The organism is Novosphingobium sp. FW305-C-111, from assembly GCF_058783565.1.
Genome location: NZ_JBYSYP010000005.1, coordinates 166,804 through 183,974 on the forward strand (window position 1 = coordinate 166,804; position 17,171 = coordinate 183,974).

Here is a 17,171-nt window from a genome sequence, read left to right on the forward strand (position 1 = left end):
CGGCCCCTGCGGCAAGCCTGATAGAGGCCCGCGGGATGGACGAGCCCCGCCCTGCCCCCGGATTTGCTGCTGTCGTCGTCGCGGGCGGCAAGGGGCTGCGCGCAGGTGGTGACGTGCCCAAGCAGTTCGCACGGTGGCGCGGCAAGCCGCTCCTGCGCCATTCGCTGGAGGCGCTGTCCGCTGCCGGCGCCTCGCCGATCGTGATCGCAGCGCCCCGGGAATGGCAGGACCTCGCCGCCGACGTGGCGGAGGGCCTCCCCGGTGTTTCGGTCATCGAAGGCGGCGCCACTCGGCAAGCCTCGGTTCGCGGCGGCCTCGAAGCGCTTGAAACGGCCGCGCCCGCCAGGGTGCTGATCCACGACGCGGCCCGGCCCGGCCTGTCCGCCCCGGTCATCGAACGCCTGCTGGCGGCACTCGATAGCAACGAAGCCGCCATCCCCGTCCTCCCGGTGGTCGACAGCCTCGTGCGGGAAGGCGATGGCATGATGGAACAGCCCGTCTCCCGCGACGGCCTCGCCCGGGTCCAGACCCCGCAGGCCTTCCGTTATCCCGCAATCCTCGCCGCCCACCGCGCCTGGGCCGGCGAGCCCGACGCCGGCGACGATGCGCAAGTCGCGGTCGCCGCCGGTCACGCCGTCGCGCTCGTCCGCGGGGACGAGGCCTTGCGCAAGGTGACCTTCGCCGAAGACCTGATGGAGAGCGCCATGACCCGCTTCCCCCGCACCGGCACCGGTTTCGACGTCCACCGCCTGCAGGCGGGCGAGGACCTCTGGCTGTGCGGCGTGCAGATCGCCCACACCCACGGGCTTGCCGGCCACAGCGACGCCGACGTCGCCATCCACGCGCTGGTCGATGCGCTGCTCGGGGCCATTGCAGCGGGCGACATCGGCGACCATTTTCCCCCGTCCGACCCGCAATGGAAAGGCGCGAGTTCGGACCGCTTTCTCGCCCATGCCGGCACGCTGGTCGGGCACGCGGGGTATGCCATCGGCAACGTCGACGTCACGATCATTTGCGAGGCACCGAAGATCGGGCCGCACAAGCAGGCCATGCGCGAGCGGCTTGCCGCGATTCTGGGAATTGACGCGGGGCTCGTCTCGGTCAAAGCCACAACGACAGAACGCCTCGGCATGACCGGCCGGGGCGAGGGTATCGCCGCCCAGGCCATCGCCACGGTGATCCCGCTCGAATGATACGCGAAAGGCCCTGCCCATGAAGCTGTTCCGCCCGATTGCCGCCTTTGCCGCCGCCGCCGCGCTGACCGGGGCGCAGTCCGCCGCGGCGGCGACGACGCCCTGCCTGACCGAGGGCGACGTGACCGCCGTCGCCGCCTTTGCGATGCCGCTGCTGCTGGATGGCACGATGCAGAAGTGCAGCCCTCATCTCGCCGCAGATGGCTATTTCGCCACGCAGGGCCAGTCGCTGGTGGCGCGCTATGCCGCGAACAAGAACAACTCGTGGCCCGCCGCGAAGCAGGCCTTCCTCAAGTTTGCTGCCGAGGGCGGCGACGATGCGATGAAGTCGGTCGCCAACCTGCCCGACGCGGCGCTTCAGCCGTTCGTGGAAGCGATGGTCAGTGAGATGTTCAGCACCAAGGTCGCGGTCAAGCCGGCCCAGTGCAAGCAGATCGAGCGCGCGGCCTGGCTGCTCTCGCCGCTGCCGCCCGAGAATACCTCGGAGCTGATCGGGTTCATCGTGGCGATGACCCAGCAGGGCAAGACGGCGCAGCAACAGGCCGGTGACAAGCTGAAGATGTGTCCGGTCAAGTAATGCAGCCCGCGCGCCTGCTGCCAGAAGCAATCGCCGAACTGGCCGAGCGGGTGGTTGCCGAGAACCGCGCCGCCGGCCGGATCCTGGCGGTCGCGGAGAGCTGCACCGGCGGGCTGGTCGCGGCGGCGCTGACCGAGGTGCCGGGCAGCTCGGCGGTGCTCGACCGCGGGTTCGTGACCTATTCGAATGCTGCCAAGCACGAGATGCTTGGCGTGTCGCCGGACGTCATCGACGCGTTCGGGGCAGTCTCGATCGCGGTGGCGTGGTCGATGGCGCAGGGCGCGCTCAAGCGGTCGGGCGCGGATGTGGTGGTGGCGATCACCGGGGTGGCCGGACCGGACGGCGGAAGCGACCAGAAGCCGGTCGGCACGGTCGTTTTCGCCAAGGCCGTGCGGGGCGAAGATCCCGAGCAGGTTACGGCCGAGATGAAGAACTTCGATCCGGCCGGCAGCCGCGCCGAGATCCGCCTTCAGGCCACGCTGATCGCGCTTGAACTGCTGCTGCCGTAAAGCTTGTCGGCGCGCTTCTCGAACGCGGCGACCATCCTCCGGAAAGCGCTGTCGAGGTACTGGCCGGCCAGCCGCTCGAAAATCGCATTTCGGAACGTGAAGTCGACGCAGAAGTCGACCTTGCAGCCGCCTTCGCCATCGGACGAAAACTTCCAGGAATTCTCGAGCCGACGCATCGGTCCGTCGAGGTACTCGACAACGATGCTCTCAGGCCGACGCTTGTGGACTTTCGAGGTGAATTTCTCGCGGATCGCGGAAAAGCCGACGAGCATGTCGGCGACCATCTCGGTCTCGCTGTCGGACTTGATCCGCGTCGCCACGACCCACGGCAGGAACTCGGCGTAGTGCTTCACGTCGGCGACGAGGTCGAATATCTGCTCCGGCGTGTACGGCATCCGGCGCGTCTCGGCGATATGCGGCACCCCCCAGCCCTCGCTCAGCCGCGCAGCGCAGCCTTGGCGAGCTGCGCCTCGCGCGCCGCGCGCATCTGGGCGAAGTCCTCGCCGGCGTGATAGCTCGACCGGGTCAGCGGGCTCGACGCGACCTGCAGGAAGCCCTTGGCCCGGGCAATCGCGCCATAGGCCTCGAATGACTTGGGGGTCACGAACTCGATAACCCTGGTGTGCTTGGGCGTGGGCTGGAGGTACTGGCCCATCGTCAGGAAATCGATCCCCGCCGAGCGCATGTCGTCCATCACCTGGTGGACCTCGAGCCGCTCCTCGCCCAGCCCGAGCATGATGCCCGACTTGGTGAAGATCAGCGGGTTGTGCGCCTTGACCTCTTCGAGCAGCCGCAGCGACGCGTAATAGCGCGCGCCCGGGCGGATCGTCGGGTACAGCCGCGGGACGGTTTCGAGGTTGTGATTATAGACGTCCGGCCCGGCCGCGACGATCGCCTCGACCGCCGCGCGCATCTTTCCGCGGAAGTCCGGGGTGAGAATCTCGATGGTGGTCTGGGGGGTATTGCGCCGCAGCTCCTCGATCACCTTGACGAATTGGCCGGCCCCGCCGTCCGGCAGGTCGTCACGGTCGACCGAGGTGATGACGATGTGTTCCAGGCCCAGCTTGGCGGCAGCTTCGGCGACGTGCGCCGGCTCGTCCGCATCGACCTTGCGCGGCATCCCGGTCTTGACGTTGCAGAACGCGCAGGCGCGAGTGCAGACGTCGCCGAGGATCATCACGGTGGCGTGCTTCTTGGTCCAGCATTCGCCGATGTTCGGACAGGCCGCTTCCTCGCAGACGGTGTTGAGGCCCAGCCCGCGCATCAGGTCACGCGTCTCACCATAACCCTTGGTGGTGGGCGCGCGGACACGGATCCAGTCGGGCTTGCGCTGGCGTTCGGGACGAAGGACGGGAGCAGGATCGTTCATTGCGCCCAGATAGGCGGAACTTGACCGCCTTGCCACCCCTAACGCGCTCGGCCAAGAGGCTCCCCCATGAGCGACTCGCAAAGCCCCGAACTGGATCATCTTGTCGCCGGTTACCGGCGTTTCCGAGAGCAGGGCTGGACGCCCAAGCTCGAACGCTGGAAGCATCTGCGCGAGGGCCAGCAGCCCGAAGTGATGATCATCGCCTGTTCGGACAGCCGGGTCGATCCCGCGCAGATCTTCGACAGCGATCCGGGCGAGATGTTCGTCGTCCGCAACGTCGCGGCGATGGTGCCGCCGTTCGAGCAGACGCCCGGCCACCACGGCGTCTCCGCCGCACTCGAATTCGCGGTGCAGGTGCTCAAGGTGAAGGAAATCGTGGTGATGGGCCACGGCATGTGCGGCGGCTGCCGCGCGGCGCTGACCCAGGAGCTGCACGGTGCCGAACCCGGCGAAGGCGGCTTCATCGCCGACTGGATCAAGATGCTGGACGGCGTGCGCGAACCGATCGCGCGTGAACTCGGGACGACCGGCCGGGTGGCGGAGCGGGCGATGGAACAGGCCGGCGTCAAGGTCAGCCTTCAGAACCTGCGCACCTTTCCGTGCATCCGTCGCAAGGAACGGGACGGCGAGCTCAAGCTACGCGGCGCGTTCTTCGCGATTTCGGACGGAGTGCTTCACCTGCTCGACGAGCAGACCGGCGATTTCGCCCCGGTCGATTGAGCGCTGCGCTTCGCAATCCAAAAAAAGGGCGGCCCGGGAGCCGCCCTTTTCGTTTGTCAGTCGAAGCGACGGCTCAGTTGCCGGCGGCCTTCGCATCGGCAAGCGCTGCGAACAGCTTGCCGAGGTCCGTGCGCATGCCGCCCACCTGGGCAAACGTCGCCTTCGCGTCGGCATATTTGCCCTGGTCGAGCTGGGCGATGCCAAGCCGGGTCATGACGCGGTCCTTGTCGATCCCGCCCTTCTCGACGGCCAGCTTGAACAGTTCTTCGGCCTTCGCGGCGTCGCCGAACGACAGGTACGAGTCGCCCGTCGAAGCAGCCCGCTTCCCGTCGGGAGCGGTGCGTGCGGTCTTCTCGTCGTTGGCGAGCGCGGCCTTGTCCTTGGCGGCGGCAGCCGTGCCTTCGCGCAGCGCGTCGTTCACGAACGGATCGGACTTCTGCAGCACGCCGGCCGTGAGGCCCGCTTGCGCCATCGTCGCGACCTCGTTGGAAATGCCGGTCTTGCTCGCCGCCTCGATGTACTCGACGTACTCGCGCGCGGTGAACTTGGGATCGGCATTGAAGGCGCCCGAGCGGGCCATGAACCGGCCGAGATCGAGCGATTCCTGGTTGGTGAACTGGCTGGCCTCGCGGGTCAACTGTGCCGCGGCGAGCCAGTTCATCGCAGTCGGATACGCCAGGGCGGCCTCACGTGACCACGAAGTCGCCTCGGCGCCGAGCTTGGCGTTGTAGGCGATCGAACTGGCGCGGCTGTACCAGTCCTGCGGAACGGTACCGTTCGCCGCCTTGCGCGCCGCGATCGCCGACTGCAGAGCGGCGAGGCCCTGCTGCGGCTGGCCCGTCTTGTTGTAAGCCTCGGCCAGCTGCTCCGCCGCGATGTCGTCGGGGTAATTGGCCGCGATCACATCGGGCATCACCTTCACCGTCGTGGCGTAGTCGTTGTTGTTGTAGGCCAGGTTCCCGAGGAAGAACTTGTAGTCGTTGAGGCTGGCGGCGGGGATCTGCCCGCTGTCGAGCATGCTCTGAATGCCGCGCTGCTGCATCTTGCTGTCGCCAACGGCCGAACCGATCGAAAGCGCCCAGTTGCCGATGGTGAACTTGTCCTGTGGCGTGGTGGCGGCCGCTTCGGCAGCCGCGACCTGGGGAACGGCGGCCGCCGCGGCGGCCTTCAGCTGCGCCTGCGCCGCCTTCTTGGCTTCGCCGGTCGATTCCTTCGCGGCCTTCTGCAACGGCTCGAGCGAAGTCAGGGTCGTCTGGAGCGGCATCGCCGCGGTCTTGAACCCGGCCGAATACTCGCCCGCCTTGGGCGCCTTTTCCTTCTTGTCCTTGGCGACGGCGGCGGTGGCGCCGAGCGTCATCGAACCGGCGGCAACGCCGGTGGCAAGCGCAACGGCAAGCGCGCCGCGAGCAATCGCCGACCCGGCGAAGGAACCGAAAATACCCCGCATCTGCATAATCTCCTGTTCGACCCAATGGCCCGGCGTCACGCTCACAAGTCTTGCGTTCGCCAGCAGTCCTCTCAGCCCCGGGCGCTCCCGCAAATGCAGCGAAAATGCCCCTTTGGCAACTGTCAGGCGCATCTATGGGCCGGCGGGTGAACCGCGTTTGAATGCGTTTCGTCGCATTCGTTCAGCATTGCCGGGCCAGGCGCGGCGCAAGTGTGGAAAACTGCCGGGTTTGCTGGCCTTTGTGGCCCTCATCGCCTAGGGCCGAAGCCATTCCCGACAACAGAGCGAAGCAGCCAGCGCAGTGAGTGACGAAACCGACAACCTCGATCCGGTGAACCCTTCCGGCGAACCGGAATTCCAGCGGGTCGACATCGTCGACGAGATGAAGACCAGCTACCTCGATTACGCGATGAGCGTGATCGTCAGCCGCGCGCTGCCCGACGTGCGCGACGGCCTGAAGCCGGTCCACCGCCGCATCCTCTTTGCCAGCCAGGAAGGCGGATTCGTCGCCGGCCGGCCCTATCGCAAGTCGGCCAAGATCGTCGGCGACACGATGGGCAACTATCACCCGCACGGCGACAGCTCGATCTACGACGCGCTGGCCCGGATGACCCAGCCCTGGTCGATGCGCGTGCCGCTGATCGACGGCCAGGGCAACTTCGGCTCGATGGACCCCGATCCGCCGGCGTCGATGCGCTATACCGAAGCGCGCCTCGCCCGGGTCGCCAACTTCCTGCTTGATGATCTCGACAAGGACACGGTCGACTTCACCGACAACTACGACGGGTCGCGGCAGGAGCCGACCGTGCTGCCCGCGCGCTTCCCCAACCTGCTCGTCAACGGCGCCGGCGGCATCGCCGTTGGCATGGCGACCAACATCCCGCCGCACAACCTTGGCGAAGTGATCGACGGCTGCCTTGCTTGGATCGAGAACCCGCTGATCAGCCTCGAAGAGCTGATGGAGATCATCCCCGGGCCGGACTTTCCCACCGGGCCGCTGATCCTCGGCCAGTCGGGTGCGCGCAAGGCCTATGCCGAAGGGCGCGGCTCGATCATCATGCGCGCGCGGCACGAGGTCGAGGAAGGCCGCGGCGATCGGCGTTCGATCGTGCTCACCAGCATTCCCTACCAGGTCGGCAAGTCGGGCCTCGTCGAAAAGATCGCCGAGGCCGCAAAGGACAAGCGGATCGAGGGCATCTCCGACATCCGCGACGAATCGAACCGCGAAGGCGTGCGCGTGGTCATCGACCTCAAGCGCGACGCGACGCCGGACGTCGTCCTCAACCAGCTGTGGCGCAACACCCCGGCGCAGTCGAACTTCCCCGCCAACATGCTGGCCATCCGCGGCGGGCGGCCGGAGACCCTCGCCCTCAAGGACATCATCGAAAGCTTTGTCCGCTTCCGCGAGGAGGTGATTACCCGGCGGACCAAGTTCGAGCTGAACAAGGCGCGTGACCGCGCCCACATCCTGCTCGGGCTCGTTGTGGCAGTGACCAACCTCGACGAGGTCGTGGTGATCATCCGCGGCTCGGCCAACCCCGCCATCGCGCGCGAAAAGCTGCTCGCCCGCGAATGGCCGATCGGCGACATCGCGCCATACATCCGCCTGGTCGAGGCGATCGAACCGAACGCGGAGCAGGAAGGCGGCACGTATCGCCTCTCCGAAGTCCAGGTCCGCGCGATCCTCGACCTGCGCCTCCACCGCCTGACCGCGCTGGGCCGCGACGAGATCGGCGACGAGCTCAAGGAACTGGCGGCGGCGATCGAGGAATACCTCGCGATCCTCGCCGACCGGCAGAAGCTTTACGAAGTGCTCAAGGGCGAACTGGCCGAAGTCCGCGCCGCCTATGCCACCCCGCGCATGTCGCCCATCGCGCCCGCTGCCGACGGGATCGAGGACGAGGACCTGATCGAGCGCGAGGACATGGTCGTGACCGTGACGCTCGACGGCTACATCAAGCGCACCACGCTCTCCACCTTCCGCGCCCAGGGGCGCGGCGGCAAGGGCCGCGCCGGGATGGCGACCAAGGACGAGGATGCGGTCGCGACCATGTTCGTCGCCAGCACCCACACCCCGGTGCTGTTCTTCTCGACCGCCGGCAAGGTCTACCGCCTCAAGGTCTGGCGCCTGCCCGAAGGCGGCGCGGCGACCCGCGGGCGCCCGGTGGTCAACATGCTGCCCGCGCTCGACAAGGACGAGACCATCGCCGCGGTGCTCCCCCTGCCGGAGGACGAGGCCGAGTGGGGCAAGCTCCATGTCGTGTTCGCGACCGCCAAGGGCAACATTCGCCGCAACTCGATGGACCTGTTCACCAACGTGCCGTCGAACGGCAAGTTCGCGATGCGCTTCGAGGAAGGCTCGGAAGACCGCCTGATCGGCGTCGCGCTGCTCGAGCCGACCGACGACGTCCTGCTTGCCTCGAAGTGCGGCAAGGCGATCCGCTTTGCCGGCGACGACGTCCGTGAATTCCAGAGCCGCACGTCGACCGGCGTGCGCGGGATGATGCTCAAGGGCGACGACGAGGTGATCTCGCTGTCGATCCTCCACCGGGTTGGCACGACCAGCGAGGAGCGCGAGGAATACGTCCGCTTTGCGCCGTGGAAGGGCGAGAAGGACGGCGAACCGGCGATGAGCGCCGACCGCTATGCCGAACTCCAGGCGCGCGAGCAGTTCATCCTCACCGTCTGCGCCAACGGCTATGGCAAGCTGTCCTCGGCCTACGAGTATCGCCGTACCGGGCGCGGCGGCCAGGGCATCACCAACATCGACAACATCGGCCGCAACGGCCCGGTGGTGGCGAGCTTCCCGGCGTCGCAGGCCGACCAGCTCATGCTCGTCACCGACCAGGCCAAGCTGATCCGCCTGCCGCTCGAATCGCTGCGGGTGATCGGCCGCGGGTCCGCCGGCGTGCGCCTCTTCAACGTCGCCGATGAGGAACACGTGGTCAGTGCGGTGCGTTTGGCCGAAAGCGAAGGCGAGGAAGAAGCGAGCGAGGCGTGAGCGAGAACCCGACGACGGCGTACAAGGTCCTGACCGGTCCTCAGATGGCCGCGCTGGAACGCGACGGGACCTTCGCCGGGGCACCGGTGGATCTCGCAGATGGTTACATTCACCTGTCGACCGAGGCGCAGCTGACCGAGACGGTCGACAAGCACTTTGCAGGGCAGGATGACCTTCACGTCGCGGCGGTCGACCTCGCCGCGTTGGGCGATGCGGTGAAGTGGGAACCCTCGCGCGGCGGGCAGCTGTTCCCCCACCTCTACGCGCCGCTGCCGCTCTCGGCAGTGTTCGCCTATAGCCCGCTCGGGCGCTGCGCTGATGGCCGCGTGGCGCTGCCGGTGGCGGGGTAGCTCGTTAGAGGTCCCGCTCGCGGAGCGTCCCCAGCACGCCGACGCAGATCAGGAACTGGCCAAAGTAGTACGTGGGCCAGACAAGCCAGTGCGCCACCTCGTTGCCCGCCAGCGGCCCCATCCGGGCAAAGATGAGCAGGTCCGAAAGCATGAACAGCAGGGCCCCCGTGCCCACGCGGAAGCGCGGAAAGCTGCTGATCCACGCCATCCCTGCCATCGACCCAAGACCCAGCGCATAGAGCGCGATGCCCGGCGCGGCCGAGCGGTCGTCGGGCAGGGTCCACGCGATCAGCGGGACCAACACCGCGAGTGCTATGCCGAGCAGCCGCTGGCTGGCGGCCGCGTCCTTGCGCCGATGCTGCCAGTAGAGGACGATCGCGACCACATGCCCGGTCAGGAACGCCAGCGCGCCCCAGATCAGCTCCACCTCCAGCAGCACGTCCCCCAGCGCGCCAAGCCCGAGAACGACCGCCAGCAGCTTTGCATCGCGCGAGCCATGGCGCAGCGCGGCGTAGACCGCGAGCAGGCCCACCGCCGCGCCCTTCCAGGCGATCTGGTACAGCTCCGGCATCCGCCCGCCATGGATCGCCATGTAGCCGATCCCGACGACGAGGCTCGCCAGCAGCCACGGCCGCTTCTCCACCAGTGCGCGTTCCGGCATGCGTCCCCCTGTCTTTCGCAGCACCTTGGGGTTGTGCGCGGGCCCATGCAATCCCTATGGCGCGCTGCATGACATACGATGTCCACATCATCGGCGGCGGCATGGCCGGGAGCGAGGCGGCGTGGCAACTCGCCCGGCGCGGGCTGAAGGTGCGCCTGTCGGAGATGCGCGGCGGCGGTGATACCACGCCGGCGCATCAGGGCACCGGGCTCGCCGAGCTGGTCTGCTCGAATTCGTTCCGCTCCGACGACCACGAGAAGAACGCGGTCGGCCTCCTCCACCACGAGATGCGCGGGATGGGCTCGCTGCTGATGGCGGCGGCGGAGAAGGCGCGGGTGCCGGCGGGATCGGCGCTGGCCGTGGACCGCGATGTGTTCTCGGCAGAGGTCGAGGCGCAGCTTTCTGCCCTCCCCAACCTCGAGATCGTCCGTGAGCGGATCGACGTGCTGCCTTCCGCCGGACTGACCATCGTCGCCACCGGCCCGCTGACGGCCGAGGCGCTGGCGAAGAGCATCGGCGCGGCGACCGGCGCCGACAGCCTCGCCTTCTTCGATGCGATCGCCCCGATCGTCTACCGCGACAGCATCGACATGTCGGTCGCGTGGATGGCGAGCCGGTGGGACAAGGGCGCGGAGGCCAGCCTCGCCTTGGGCGGCGACGGGCGCGACTACATCAACTGCCCGATGAACAAGGAGCAGTACCTCGCCTTCCGCCAGGGCCTCCTCGACGGGGACAAGACCGAATTCCGCGAGTGGGAGGCGAACACCCCCTATTTCGACGGCTGCATGCCGATCGAGGTCATGGCCGAGCGCGGGGTGGAGACGCTGCGCTTCGGACCGATGAAGCCGGTCGGGCTCGACAACCCGCACTGGGCGACGCCGGAGCATCCCAACGGGCGCTGGCCCTATGCCGTGGTCCAGCTTCGCCAGGACAACAAGCTCGGCACGCTGTGGAACATGGTCGGCTTCCAGACCAAGCTCAAGCACGCCGAACAGGTGCGCCTGTTCCGGACGATCCCGGGGCTGGAGAAAGCCGAGTTCGCGCGGCTCGGCGGCCTGCACCGCAACACCTTCCTCAATTCCCCGCGCCTGCTCGACCGGCAGCTCCGGCTGAAAAGCGCGCCGCATGTGCGCTTCGCGGGGCAGATCACCGGCTGCGAAGGCTATGTCGAAAGCGCCGCGGTGGGACTGCTCGCCGGGCTGATGACCGCCTGCGAGATGGCCGGGCGCTACTATGCCCCGCCCCCGCGCACGACGGCGCTGGGCGCGCTGCTGAGCCACATCACCGGCGATGCCGAGGCGGACAGCTACCAGCCGATGAACGTCAACTTCGGGCTGTTCCCGCCGGTGGACGAGAGCGTGAAGAAGAAGCAGCGCAAGGAAGCCTATACCGAGCGGGCAAAGGCGGATTTTGCACCGTGGGCGGCTGCATTCAGCTGATTTAGCTGATTGCTTCCCCGCGCAGGCGGGGACGCGGCCGGGATTTAGACTAACACCGGCACTTCTGCTTCTTCTCCTGCTTCGGCTTGGTCGTCGCGAACTCGGCCGGGGTGAGGAACAGGTTGCCGTCCCTGTCCGCCGCACGGAATCGGTTGCCGGTGGCGACGGCCCATTCCTCGAAAGTCAGCAGGTTGTTGTGGTCGGTGTCGAGCTTGCGGAAATCGCGGGTGCGCGAGGACAGTAATTCGTTGCGACTGATCAGGCGGTCGCCATCGCGGTCGAAGCGGGCGAAGCGGCGTTGCTCGCGGGTGGCCTCGCTGGCTTCGGGCGGCGCGGGGCCGATCAGGCCGTCGATATCGCCGCTGGGCAGGTCATCGGGATCGACCTCTTCGCTGGGCGCCATCTCCGGCGGCGGCGCGCCGCGCTCCACCGCCGCGCGGCCCTGCCACCAGAACACCCCCGCCGCGGCGAGCAGCAGCGCGGCCAGTGCCCCGACAACCATCCGGTTCATGCCCGCAACTCTCCCGCCGATAGGGGTTTTCCCTTAGCGGACGCGGCGCTGCGGCCTAAGCCGAACTGCCTCCATTTCCGTGAGGTCAGCGCCCGACCAGACCGATCCTGATCGCCGAGAGCAGGCGCGGCAGCGGGGCCGCGTCCTCTCCCTTGAGCGACAGGCCGCGCAGCACGGCCAGCGGGCGCATCGCGCGCGTCAGCCGCGGCGCCGCTCCTCCCGCTTCACCGTCGAGCCAGTCGAGCGTCGCCCGGCGGACCGCCTCCGGCTCATCGCGGCCACCCGCCAGCCGGGCCAGCGCCAGCATCGCCTCGACCCGCGCGGCGCGCAGGCGCACGCCTTCGTCCTCGCCGACGGCATCGGCCTCCCAGCCGTCGACCAGCTCGACCAGCACGCCGCGTTCCCCGTCCCAGTCGCCCAAGGCCGCGAGCAACGGTTCACGCGCGCTGTCCCGCCCCTCCCCGCCGAGCTGCTCGCGCCACCAGGCGAGCTTGATCTGCGCCAGCACCGGCTCCGCCCCCACCCGCGCGGCCCGCGCCAGCCGCGATTCGAGCGCAAAGTAGCCACGCCACAGCGGGCGAATCCTTGCCGGCGCGTAAACCAGCGCCAGCCGCTCCACCGGAGACAGCAATTCACCAAGACTTTCCGCCATTTGGGCGACCATCGGCAAATCCTCGGAAAATCGGGAGCGTAACGGCTCGTTAACCACACTCGTCGAGGGAGTGCTTACCACGCGTCGCTAATGCGAGGTGGACTGCATTCGTCAATGCCGCAAACGGGGTCTCGCATAATGCTGAAAGGGCTGCAAAGGCTCCTCTCGAGCCTCCGCAAGAACACGAGCGGAAACGCGACGCTCCTGATGGCGCTCGGCATGCCCGTGCTCGTCGGCGGTTCGGGCCTCGCTGTCGATACGGCCATGTGGTACATGTGGAAGCGCGAACTCCAGTTCGCGACCGACCAGGCGGCTCTCGCCGGCGCATGGGCCCGCACCCAGACCGCGACCAAGGACAATTACTCGACCCGCGCCCAGCAGGAGTTCACCTCCTCGCTGCAGACCACCGACGACATCCAGGTCGGGCCGCTGGTCGTGCAACTTGCGAACTATGCCGGCGGCACCAACAACTCGGTGCGGACCGAAGCGACCGTCAGCAAGGAACTGCCCTTCTCCGGCTTCATCACCGGGCAGGGCGTGACGATCACCGTCTATTCGCAGGCGGCATTCACGCAGGGCGCGAGCTTCACCAGCTGCATCGTCGCGCTCGACGAGGACGAGAGCGGCGCGGTCACCATCGGCGGTACTTCTGTGCTGACCGCGAAGTGCGGGATCGCTTCGCTCTCGACCTCGGCGCAATCGATCATCGTCAACGGCACGCCCGAGATCGACGCCGGTTACGTGCTCGCCCGCGGCGGCATCGACGACTGGTTCAACGTCTACACCGACGACGAGGTGCACGAGTACATGGAGGGGCTCTATGACCCCTTCGCCAGCCTCAGCCCGCCGAACCCCACCGAAAGCCAGGTCGCGCGCAGCTATTACTGCGTGAAGGGGCAGACCACGACCCGCGCCAACAAGAGCACCAAGACGACCGTCACCTATACGTACTGGAAGGGCAGCAGCCCGACTTCGACCCTGACCCAGGTGACCAACCAGAAGAACGCGGCGAAGAATTACGAGCTGAACACTGCGGAAACCTACGTGATCGTGGAAAACACGGTGGTTGCCGGCACGACCTATCAGACGACTGTGACCTGGACCCAGACCAACAACGGTTCCGGCAGCAATACGGTCTGGCAGAAGGAAGAGAAGGTCGTCGCCCTGACCTACTCCGATATCCAGGCCAACACCTCGCCCGACCTCGCCTCGCCCACACCCGGCACCTATACCGGCGGGATCAAGGTGAGCTGCACGACCAACTTCGCCAAGGGCGTTTACATCATCGATGGCGGCGGGCTGGAGATCGACGGGCAGTACACCACGGTCGGCAACGGCGTCATGTTCATCCTCAAGAACGGCGCCTACGTGAAAATCAATGGCGGGTCGAATATCAACCTGACCGCGATGGAAGCGTCCGACCTGATCTCCAAGGGCATATCCACCACCGAGGCCAACAAACTCGCCGGCATGTTGGTGTTCGAGGACCGTGCATCGGCCGGTACGCTCAAGAACAACATCAACGGCAATGCGTCGACGATCCTCAACGGCACGATCTACCTGCCCAAGAGCGGGCTCGATTTCACCGGAACCGCCACCGTCACCAGCCAGTGCCTGATGATTGCGGCCAACACGATCAAGATCAGCGGCAGCGCCAACATGAAGACGTTCTGTCCCGCGAACATGAGCGAGGACACCGTAGTCGCCACCGAGATCAGCAAGGTGAAGCTCGTGGTATGACCGCCCTTGCGCGCCTTTTCCGCGGCCTGGCCGCCGATACGACCGGCGGAATGCTGATCGAAACGGCGATCGTCGCCCCGGTGCTCATCCTGATGAGCCTGGGCGCGTTCCAGGTCAGCGAGCTGGTCGCGCGCCAGAACGAACTGCAGAGCGCGATGTCGGTCGCCCAGTCGATCGCGCTGGTTTCGGATCCCGACGATTCGACCAAGCGCACGCAGCTCCAGCAGATCATTACCGCGACCACCGGGCTGACCTCGGACAAGGTGATCATCAGCGCAGCCTACAAGTGCTCGACCGGCGGCAGCACCTATCTCACCTCGAACAGCACCTGCACGACGGGGCAGCCCTATTCGAGCTACGTCAAGATCGAGCTGAAGGACACCTACACCCCGGTGTGGAACGACTACGGCATCGGCAAGCCGATCGCGCTCGATCTCGTCCGCTACGTCATGTACCGCCAGAAGACGAAATCATGATCCGCAACCTCGCTCACCGCCTGTTTAGCCAGACCGACGGTTCGGTCGCCATCGAGTTCGCGCTGATCGGCCCCGCCCTGATCGGGATGATGTTCGCCGTGCTCCAGGTCGGCGTCGGCATGCAGAACTACAACGCGCTGCGTTCGGTCGCGACCGATGTCGCGCGGTACACGGTGGTCAACTACCAGTCGGACAACAAGGTCACCGCCGACACCATCAAGACCTTTGGCCGCGCCCTGGCGATCAAGGCGCCATATGGCCTCGATTCCGACCGTCTGGCGATCAACGTCGTCACCCAGACGACCTCGCGGGTCACCGGGACCAAGGAAATGACCCTGACGCTGTCCTATTCGGTGCCGACGTTCCTTTCGGTCATCGGCGTCGGCGAGATTCCGATCAGCTACAGCCAGCCGGTCTTCGTCAGCGCCACCTGAGAGCGCGCGGAGTCGGTCCGCTCCGGACTGGTATCCGGCGCGTTAACCCTGTTCGCAAACCATCCTGCTACGCAGTTTCCCGTAGGACGCCTCTACACGGAGACGTCCTGCCTTGTTCTTTCGCCGCGCCCATCACCATGCCACGCGCCCCGCAGCGCCGGGCTTTCTGGCGCGCCTGCTCCGCGACCCCGGCGGCAACACCCTGATGATGGTCGCCGCGGCGATCGTCCCGATCATGGCGATGATCGGCGGCGGGGTCGACATGGGCCGCAACTACCTGGCCGAAAGCCGCCTCCAGCAGGCCTGCGACGCCGGCGTCCTCGCCGCCCGCAAGGCGCTGGGCAGCGCGACGACGGTGGATACGGCGACCGAGGCCAAGGTCTCGAGCGCCGGCTCCCGGTTCTTCAACGTGAACTTCTCTGAAGGTGCCTATGGCAGCGAGAACCGCCACTTCGCGATGGTCCTCAACAACGACCTGACCATCGACGGCACCGCGACGGCGGACATGCCGACGACGATCATGCAGATGTTCGGCTATGACAACACGCCGCTCGAAGCGCATTGCACCGCCAAGCTTTCGGTCGCCAACACCGACGTGATGATGGCGCTCGACGTGACGGGTTCGATGAACGAGACCCCGTCGGGCGACAGCCAGTCGAAGATCGTCACGCTCAAGCAGGTGGTGAAGTCGTTCTACACCCAGCTCGAGGCGAACAAGGTAGTCGGTTCGCGCACCCGGTATGGGTTCGTGCCCTATTCGACCAACGTCAATGTCGGCCACCTGCTCGACGACGACTGGGTCGTCTCGGAATGGACTTACCAGTCGCGCGAGGTCCAGGGCTCGCTGACCGCATCGGGCGTCTATGGCTATTACACCGGGGCCTCGCCGGTTTCGGGCACCTACGTCACGACGACCAGTTCGACCTATGCCGCGACGGCCGGCGGGGGCGGGACCTACAGCTGTCCGACCAAGCCCGCCAATACCGTCACCCAATCGGCAACGCTGACCGGGACCAGCAGCCAGACCGTGACAGACCCCCTGCCCGGCACCCGCACGATAAAGACCTATGACCGCACGACCAACGGCGACCGCTATGCGGTGACGCTCAGCGGCACGACCTGCACGGTCACCAAGACGACCTACACCAGCTATGTCGATCGCTATGCCTACATCACCGAGCCGGCGCTCGCCTCGGGCAACAAGTGGCAATACAAGCCGATCACCCGGGACGTTTCGAACTGGCGCGACGAAAGCAACGGCTGCATCGAGGAACGCGCGACGTACGATATTGCCGACTATGACGACGTCGACCTGACCAGGGCGCTCGACCTCGATCTCGATTTCGTGCCGGTTGCCGGCGACGAGGACACGCAGTGGCGCCCGCAATACCCGTCGATCATCTATGACCGCGCGATCCCGTGGAGCGGCAGCGGCAGCTGGACCCTCGGTCATGTGACGACCTCGACCGAATACGTCGCACCCTGGATCGGTGGCTTCGCCGCTTGTCCGGCCAAGGCGCAGAAGCTCAAGGCGATGACGGTCGACGAGATCGACGCCTATATCGGCGGGCTTTCCGCAGCGGGCAGCACCTATCACGACATCGGGATGATCTGGGCGGGACGGCTGATCTCGCCGACCGGCTTGTTCTCCGGCGAAAACGCCGACGTCGGGGGCCTGCCGACCAGCCGCAACCTGATCTTCCTCACCGATGGCCAGACCTCGTCGCTCGACCTGTCCTATGGCGCCTATGGCGTCGAGCCGCTCGACAAGCGGCGCTGGAACCCGAGCAGCTCGAGCCTGACCCTCACCCAGACAGTGGAGAAGCGCTTCTCCTTCGCCTGCGAGGAGGTGAAGAAGAAGAACGTGACGGTGTGGTTCATCGCGTTCGGCACCGATCTCAACCCGATCATGACCGAATGCGCGGGACCGGGGCACTACTTTTCCGCCTCCAATGCCGAGGAACTGGACGAGGTCTTCTCCAAGATCGCCAAGTCGATCGGCCAGCTGAGGTTGTCGCTGTGAGCCCGCGGCCTAAGCATTTGTCCGTATATCCTCGCCGATCGAAGGTTGACCGCGCGCGGTCTAACCGGT

17 protein-coding genes are annotated in these 17,171 nt (G+C 66.7%); 11 read left to right on the forward strand and 6 right to left on the reverse strand.

Annotated features, from left to right (window positions below; all coding sequences use genetic code 11):
- Positions 1–35: 35 nt before the first annotated feature.
- Genes AC3WLD_RS07910 through AC3WLD_RS07920 form a run of 3 tightly spaced genes read left to right on the forward strand, consistent with a single transcriptional unit; the run spans position 36 to position 2,279 of the window.
- Positions 36–1,193 (forward strand): bifunctional 2-C-methyl-D-erythritol 4-phosphate cytidylyltransferase/2-C-methyl-D-erythritol 2,4-cyclodiphosphate synthase, encoded by a 1,158-nt coding sequence (locus AC3WLD_RS07910; protein ID WP_492556399.1) that lies wholly within the window; start codon positions 36–38, stop codon positions 1,191–1,193.
- Positions 1,194–1,212: 19 nt separating this feature from the next.
- Entirely contained in the window at positions 1,213–1,770 is a 558-nt protein-coding gene (locus AC3WLD_RS07915; RefSeq protein ID WP_492556400.1) for a hypothetical protein, read from the forward strand.
- Positions 1,770–2,279, forward strand: a complete 510-nt coding sequence (locus AC3WLD_RS07920) for a CinA family protein (protein WP_492556401.1) — start codon at positions 1,770–1,772, stop codon at positions 2,277–2,279. Before AC3WLD_RS07915 ends, AC3WLD_RS07920 begins: the two co-directional genes overlap by 1 nt.
- On the opposite strand, the gene AC3WLD_RS07925 is transcribed toward AC3WLD_RS07920, so the two are convergent.
- Together AC3WLD_RS07925 and lipA are read right to left on the reverse strand one after the other, a co-directional pair.
- Entirely contained in the window at positions 2,240–2,701 is a 462-nt protein-coding gene (locus tag AC3WLD_RS07925; RefSeq protein WP_492556402.1) for a type II toxin-antitoxin system RatA family toxin, read from the reverse strand. The genes AC3WLD_RS07920 and AC3WLD_RS07925 overlap by 40 nt on opposite strands.
- 14 nt (positions 2,702–2,715) lie before the next feature.
- Positions 2,716–3,648, reverse strand: coding sequence for a lipoyl synthase (gene lipA, locus AC3WLD_RS07930; protein ID WP_492556403.1), 933 nt, complete (start codon positions 3,646–3,648; stop codon positions 2,716–2,718).
- Between the two features lie 66 nt (positions 3,649–3,714).
- On the opposite strand from lipA, the gene AC3WLD_RS07935 reads away from it, so the two are divergent.
- Positions 3,715–4,368 carry a carbonic anhydrase gene (locus AC3WLD_RS07935; RefSeq protein WP_492556404.1) on the forward strand — a complete coding sequence of 218 codons (654 nt, stop codon included), beginning with the start codon at positions 3,715–3,717 and terminating at the stop codon, positions 4,366–4,368.
- Positions 4,369–4,441: 73 nt separating this feature from the next.
- Here AC3WLD_RS07935 and AC3WLD_RS07940 read toward each other — a convergent pair whose 3' ends face one another.
- Positions 4,442–5,815 carry a hypothetical protein gene (locus AC3WLD_RS07940; protein WP_492556405.1) on the reverse strand — a complete coding sequence of 458 codons (1,374 nt, stop codon included), beginning with the start codon at positions 5,813–5,815 and terminating at the stop codon, positions 4,442–4,444.
- Between the two features lie 301 nt (positions 5,816–6,116).
- Between AC3WLD_RS07940 and gyrA the strand changes: the two genes are divergently transcribed.
- Positions 6,117–8,816, forward strand: a complete 2,700-nt coding sequence (gene gyrA, locus AC3WLD_RS07945) for a DNA gyrase subunit A (RefSeq protein WP_492556406.1) — start codon at positions 6,117–6,119, stop codon at positions 8,814–8,816.
- Positions 8,813–9,166, forward strand: coding sequence for a DUF952 domain-containing protein (locus AC3WLD_RS07950; RefSeq protein WP_492556407.1), 354 nt, complete (start codon positions 8,813–8,815; stop codon positions 9,164–9,166). Before gyrA ends, AC3WLD_RS07950 begins: the two co-directional genes overlap by 4 nt.
- 4 nt (positions 9,167–9,170) lie before the next feature.
- Here the strand turns inward: AC3WLD_RS07950 and AC3WLD_RS07955 are convergent, their stop codons facing one another.
- The gene (locus tag AC3WLD_RS07955; protein WP_492556408.1) at positions 9,171–9,827 is read right to left on the reverse strand and encodes a lysoplasmalogenase; all 657 of its coding nucleotides are present in this window, start codon (positions 9,825–9,827) and stop codon (positions 9,171–9,173) included.
- 68 nt (positions 9,828–9,895) lie between these two features.
- Here AC3WLD_RS07955 and trmFO point away from each other — a divergent pair, with 68 nt between their 5' ends.
- Positions 9,896–11,266 (forward strand): methylenetetrahydrofolate--tRNA-(uracil(54)-C(5))-methyltransferase (FADH(2)-oxidizing) TrmFO, encoded by a 1,371-nt coding sequence (gene trmFO / locus AC3WLD_RS07960; RefSeq protein WP_492556409.1) that lies wholly within the window; start codon positions 9,896–9,898, stop codon positions 11,264–11,266.
- Between the two features lie 49 nt (positions 11,267–11,315).
- On the opposite strand, the gene AC3WLD_RS07965 is transcribed toward trmFO, so the two are convergent.
- On the reverse strand, positions 11,316–11,777 hold the full coding sequence (locus AC3WLD_RS07965; RefSeq protein ID WP_492556410.1) for an EF-hand domain-containing protein: 462 nt from the start codon (positions 11,775–11,777) through the stop codon (positions 11,316–11,318).
- 85 nt (positions 11,778–11,862) lie between these two features.
- On the reverse strand, positions 11,863–12,441 hold the full coding sequence (locus tag AC3WLD_RS07970) for a hypothetical protein (protein ID WP_492556411.1): 579 nt from the start codon (positions 12,439–12,441) through the stop codon (positions 11,863–11,865).
- Between the two features lie 126 nt (positions 12,442–12,567).
- Between AC3WLD_RS07970 and AC3WLD_RS07975 the strand changes: the two genes are divergently transcribed.
- From AC3WLD_RS07975 to AC3WLD_RS07990, 4 genes are all read left to right on the forward strand, one after another.
- Positions 12,568–14,169 carry a pilus assembly protein TadG-related protein gene (locus AC3WLD_RS07975; RefSeq protein WP_492556412.1) on the forward strand — a complete coding sequence of 534 codons (1,602 nt, stop codon included), beginning with the start codon at positions 12,568–12,570 and terminating at the stop codon, positions 14,167–14,169.
- Positions 14,166–14,645: a TadE/TadG family type IV pilus assembly protein gene (locus AC3WLD_RS07980; RefSeq protein ID WP_492556413.1), complete on the forward strand. Its 480-nt coding sequence runs from the start codon at positions 14,166–14,168 to the stop codon at positions 14,643–14,645. The genes AC3WLD_RS07975 and AC3WLD_RS07980 overlap by 4 nt, the downstream gene beginning before the upstream one ends.
- Positions 14,642–15,079, forward strand: coding sequence for a TadE/TadG family type IV pilus assembly protein (locus AC3WLD_RS07985; RefSeq protein ID WP_492556414.1), 438 nt, complete (start codon positions 14,642–14,644; stop codon positions 15,077–15,079). Before AC3WLD_RS07980 ends, AC3WLD_RS07985 begins: the two co-directional genes overlap by 4 nt.
- A gap of 112 nt (positions 15,080–15,191) precedes the next feature.
- The gene (locus AC3WLD_RS07990) at positions 15,192–17,102 is read left to right on the forward strand and encodes a pilus assembly protein TadG-related protein (protein ID WP_492556415.1); all 1,911 of its coding nucleotides are present in this window, start codon (positions 15,192–15,194) and stop codon (positions 17,100–17,102) included.
- Positions 17,103–17,171 lie beyond the last annotated feature (69 nt).

Excerpts from the sequence above, each read along its gene's own strand:
- AC3WLD_RS07910 (WP_492556399.1), top strand. The coding sequence starts at position 36 with ATGGACGAGCCCCGCCCTGCCCCCGGATTTGCTGCTGTCGTCGTCGCG.
- trmFO (WP_492556409.1), top strand. The coding sequence starts at position 9,896 with ATGACATACGATGTCCACATCATCGGCGGCGGCATGGCCGGGAGCGAG.
- AC3WLD_RS07955 (WP_492556408.1), bottom strand. The coding sequence starts at position 9,827 with ATGCCGGAACGCGCACTGGTGGAGAAGCGGCCGTGGCTGCTGGCGAGC.
- AC3WLD_RS07970 (WP_492556411.1), bottom strand. The coding sequence starts at position 12,441 with ATGGTCGCCCAAATGGCGGAAAGTCTTGGTGAATTGCTGTCTCCGGTG.
- AC3WLD_RS07985 (WP_492556414.1), top strand. The coding sequence starts at position 14,642 with ATGATCCGCAACCTCGCTCACCGCCTGTTTAGCCAGACCGACGGTTCG.
- AC3WLD_RS07920 (WP_492556401.1), top strand. The coding sequence starts at position 1,770 with ATGCAGCCCGCGCGCCTGCTGCCAGAAGCAATCGCCGAACTGGCCGAG.
- lipA (WP_492556403.1), bottom strand. The coding sequence starts at position 3,648 with ATGAACGATCCTGCTCCCGTCCTTCGTCCCGAACGCCAGCGCAAGCCC.
- AC3WLD_RS07975 (WP_492556412.1), top strand. The coding sequence starts at position 12,568 with ATGCTGAAAGGGCTGCAAAGGCTCCTCTCGAGCCTCCGCAAGAACACG.
- AC3WLD_RS07980 (WP_492556413.1), top strand. The coding sequence starts at position 14,166 with ATGACCGCCCTTGCGCGCCTTTTCCGCGGCCTGGCCGCCGATACGACC.
- AC3WLD_RS07935 (WP_492556404.1), top strand. The coding sequence starts at position 3,715 with ATGAGCGACTCGCAAAGCCCCGAACTGGATCATCTTGTCGCCGGTTAC.
- AC3WLD_RS07965 (WP_492556410.1), bottom strand. The coding sequence starts at position 11,777 with ATGAACCGGATGGTTGTCGGGGCACTGGCCGCGCTGCTGCTCGCCGCG.
- AC3WLD_RS07940 (WP_492556405.1), bottom strand. The coding sequence starts at position 5,815 with ATGCGGGGTATTTTCGGTTCCTTCGCCGGGTCGGCGATTGCTCGCGGC.
- AC3WLD_RS07915 (WP_492556400.1), top strand. The coding sequence starts at position 1,213 with ATGAAGCTGTTCCGCCCGATTGCCGCCTTTGCCGCCGCCGCCGCGCTG.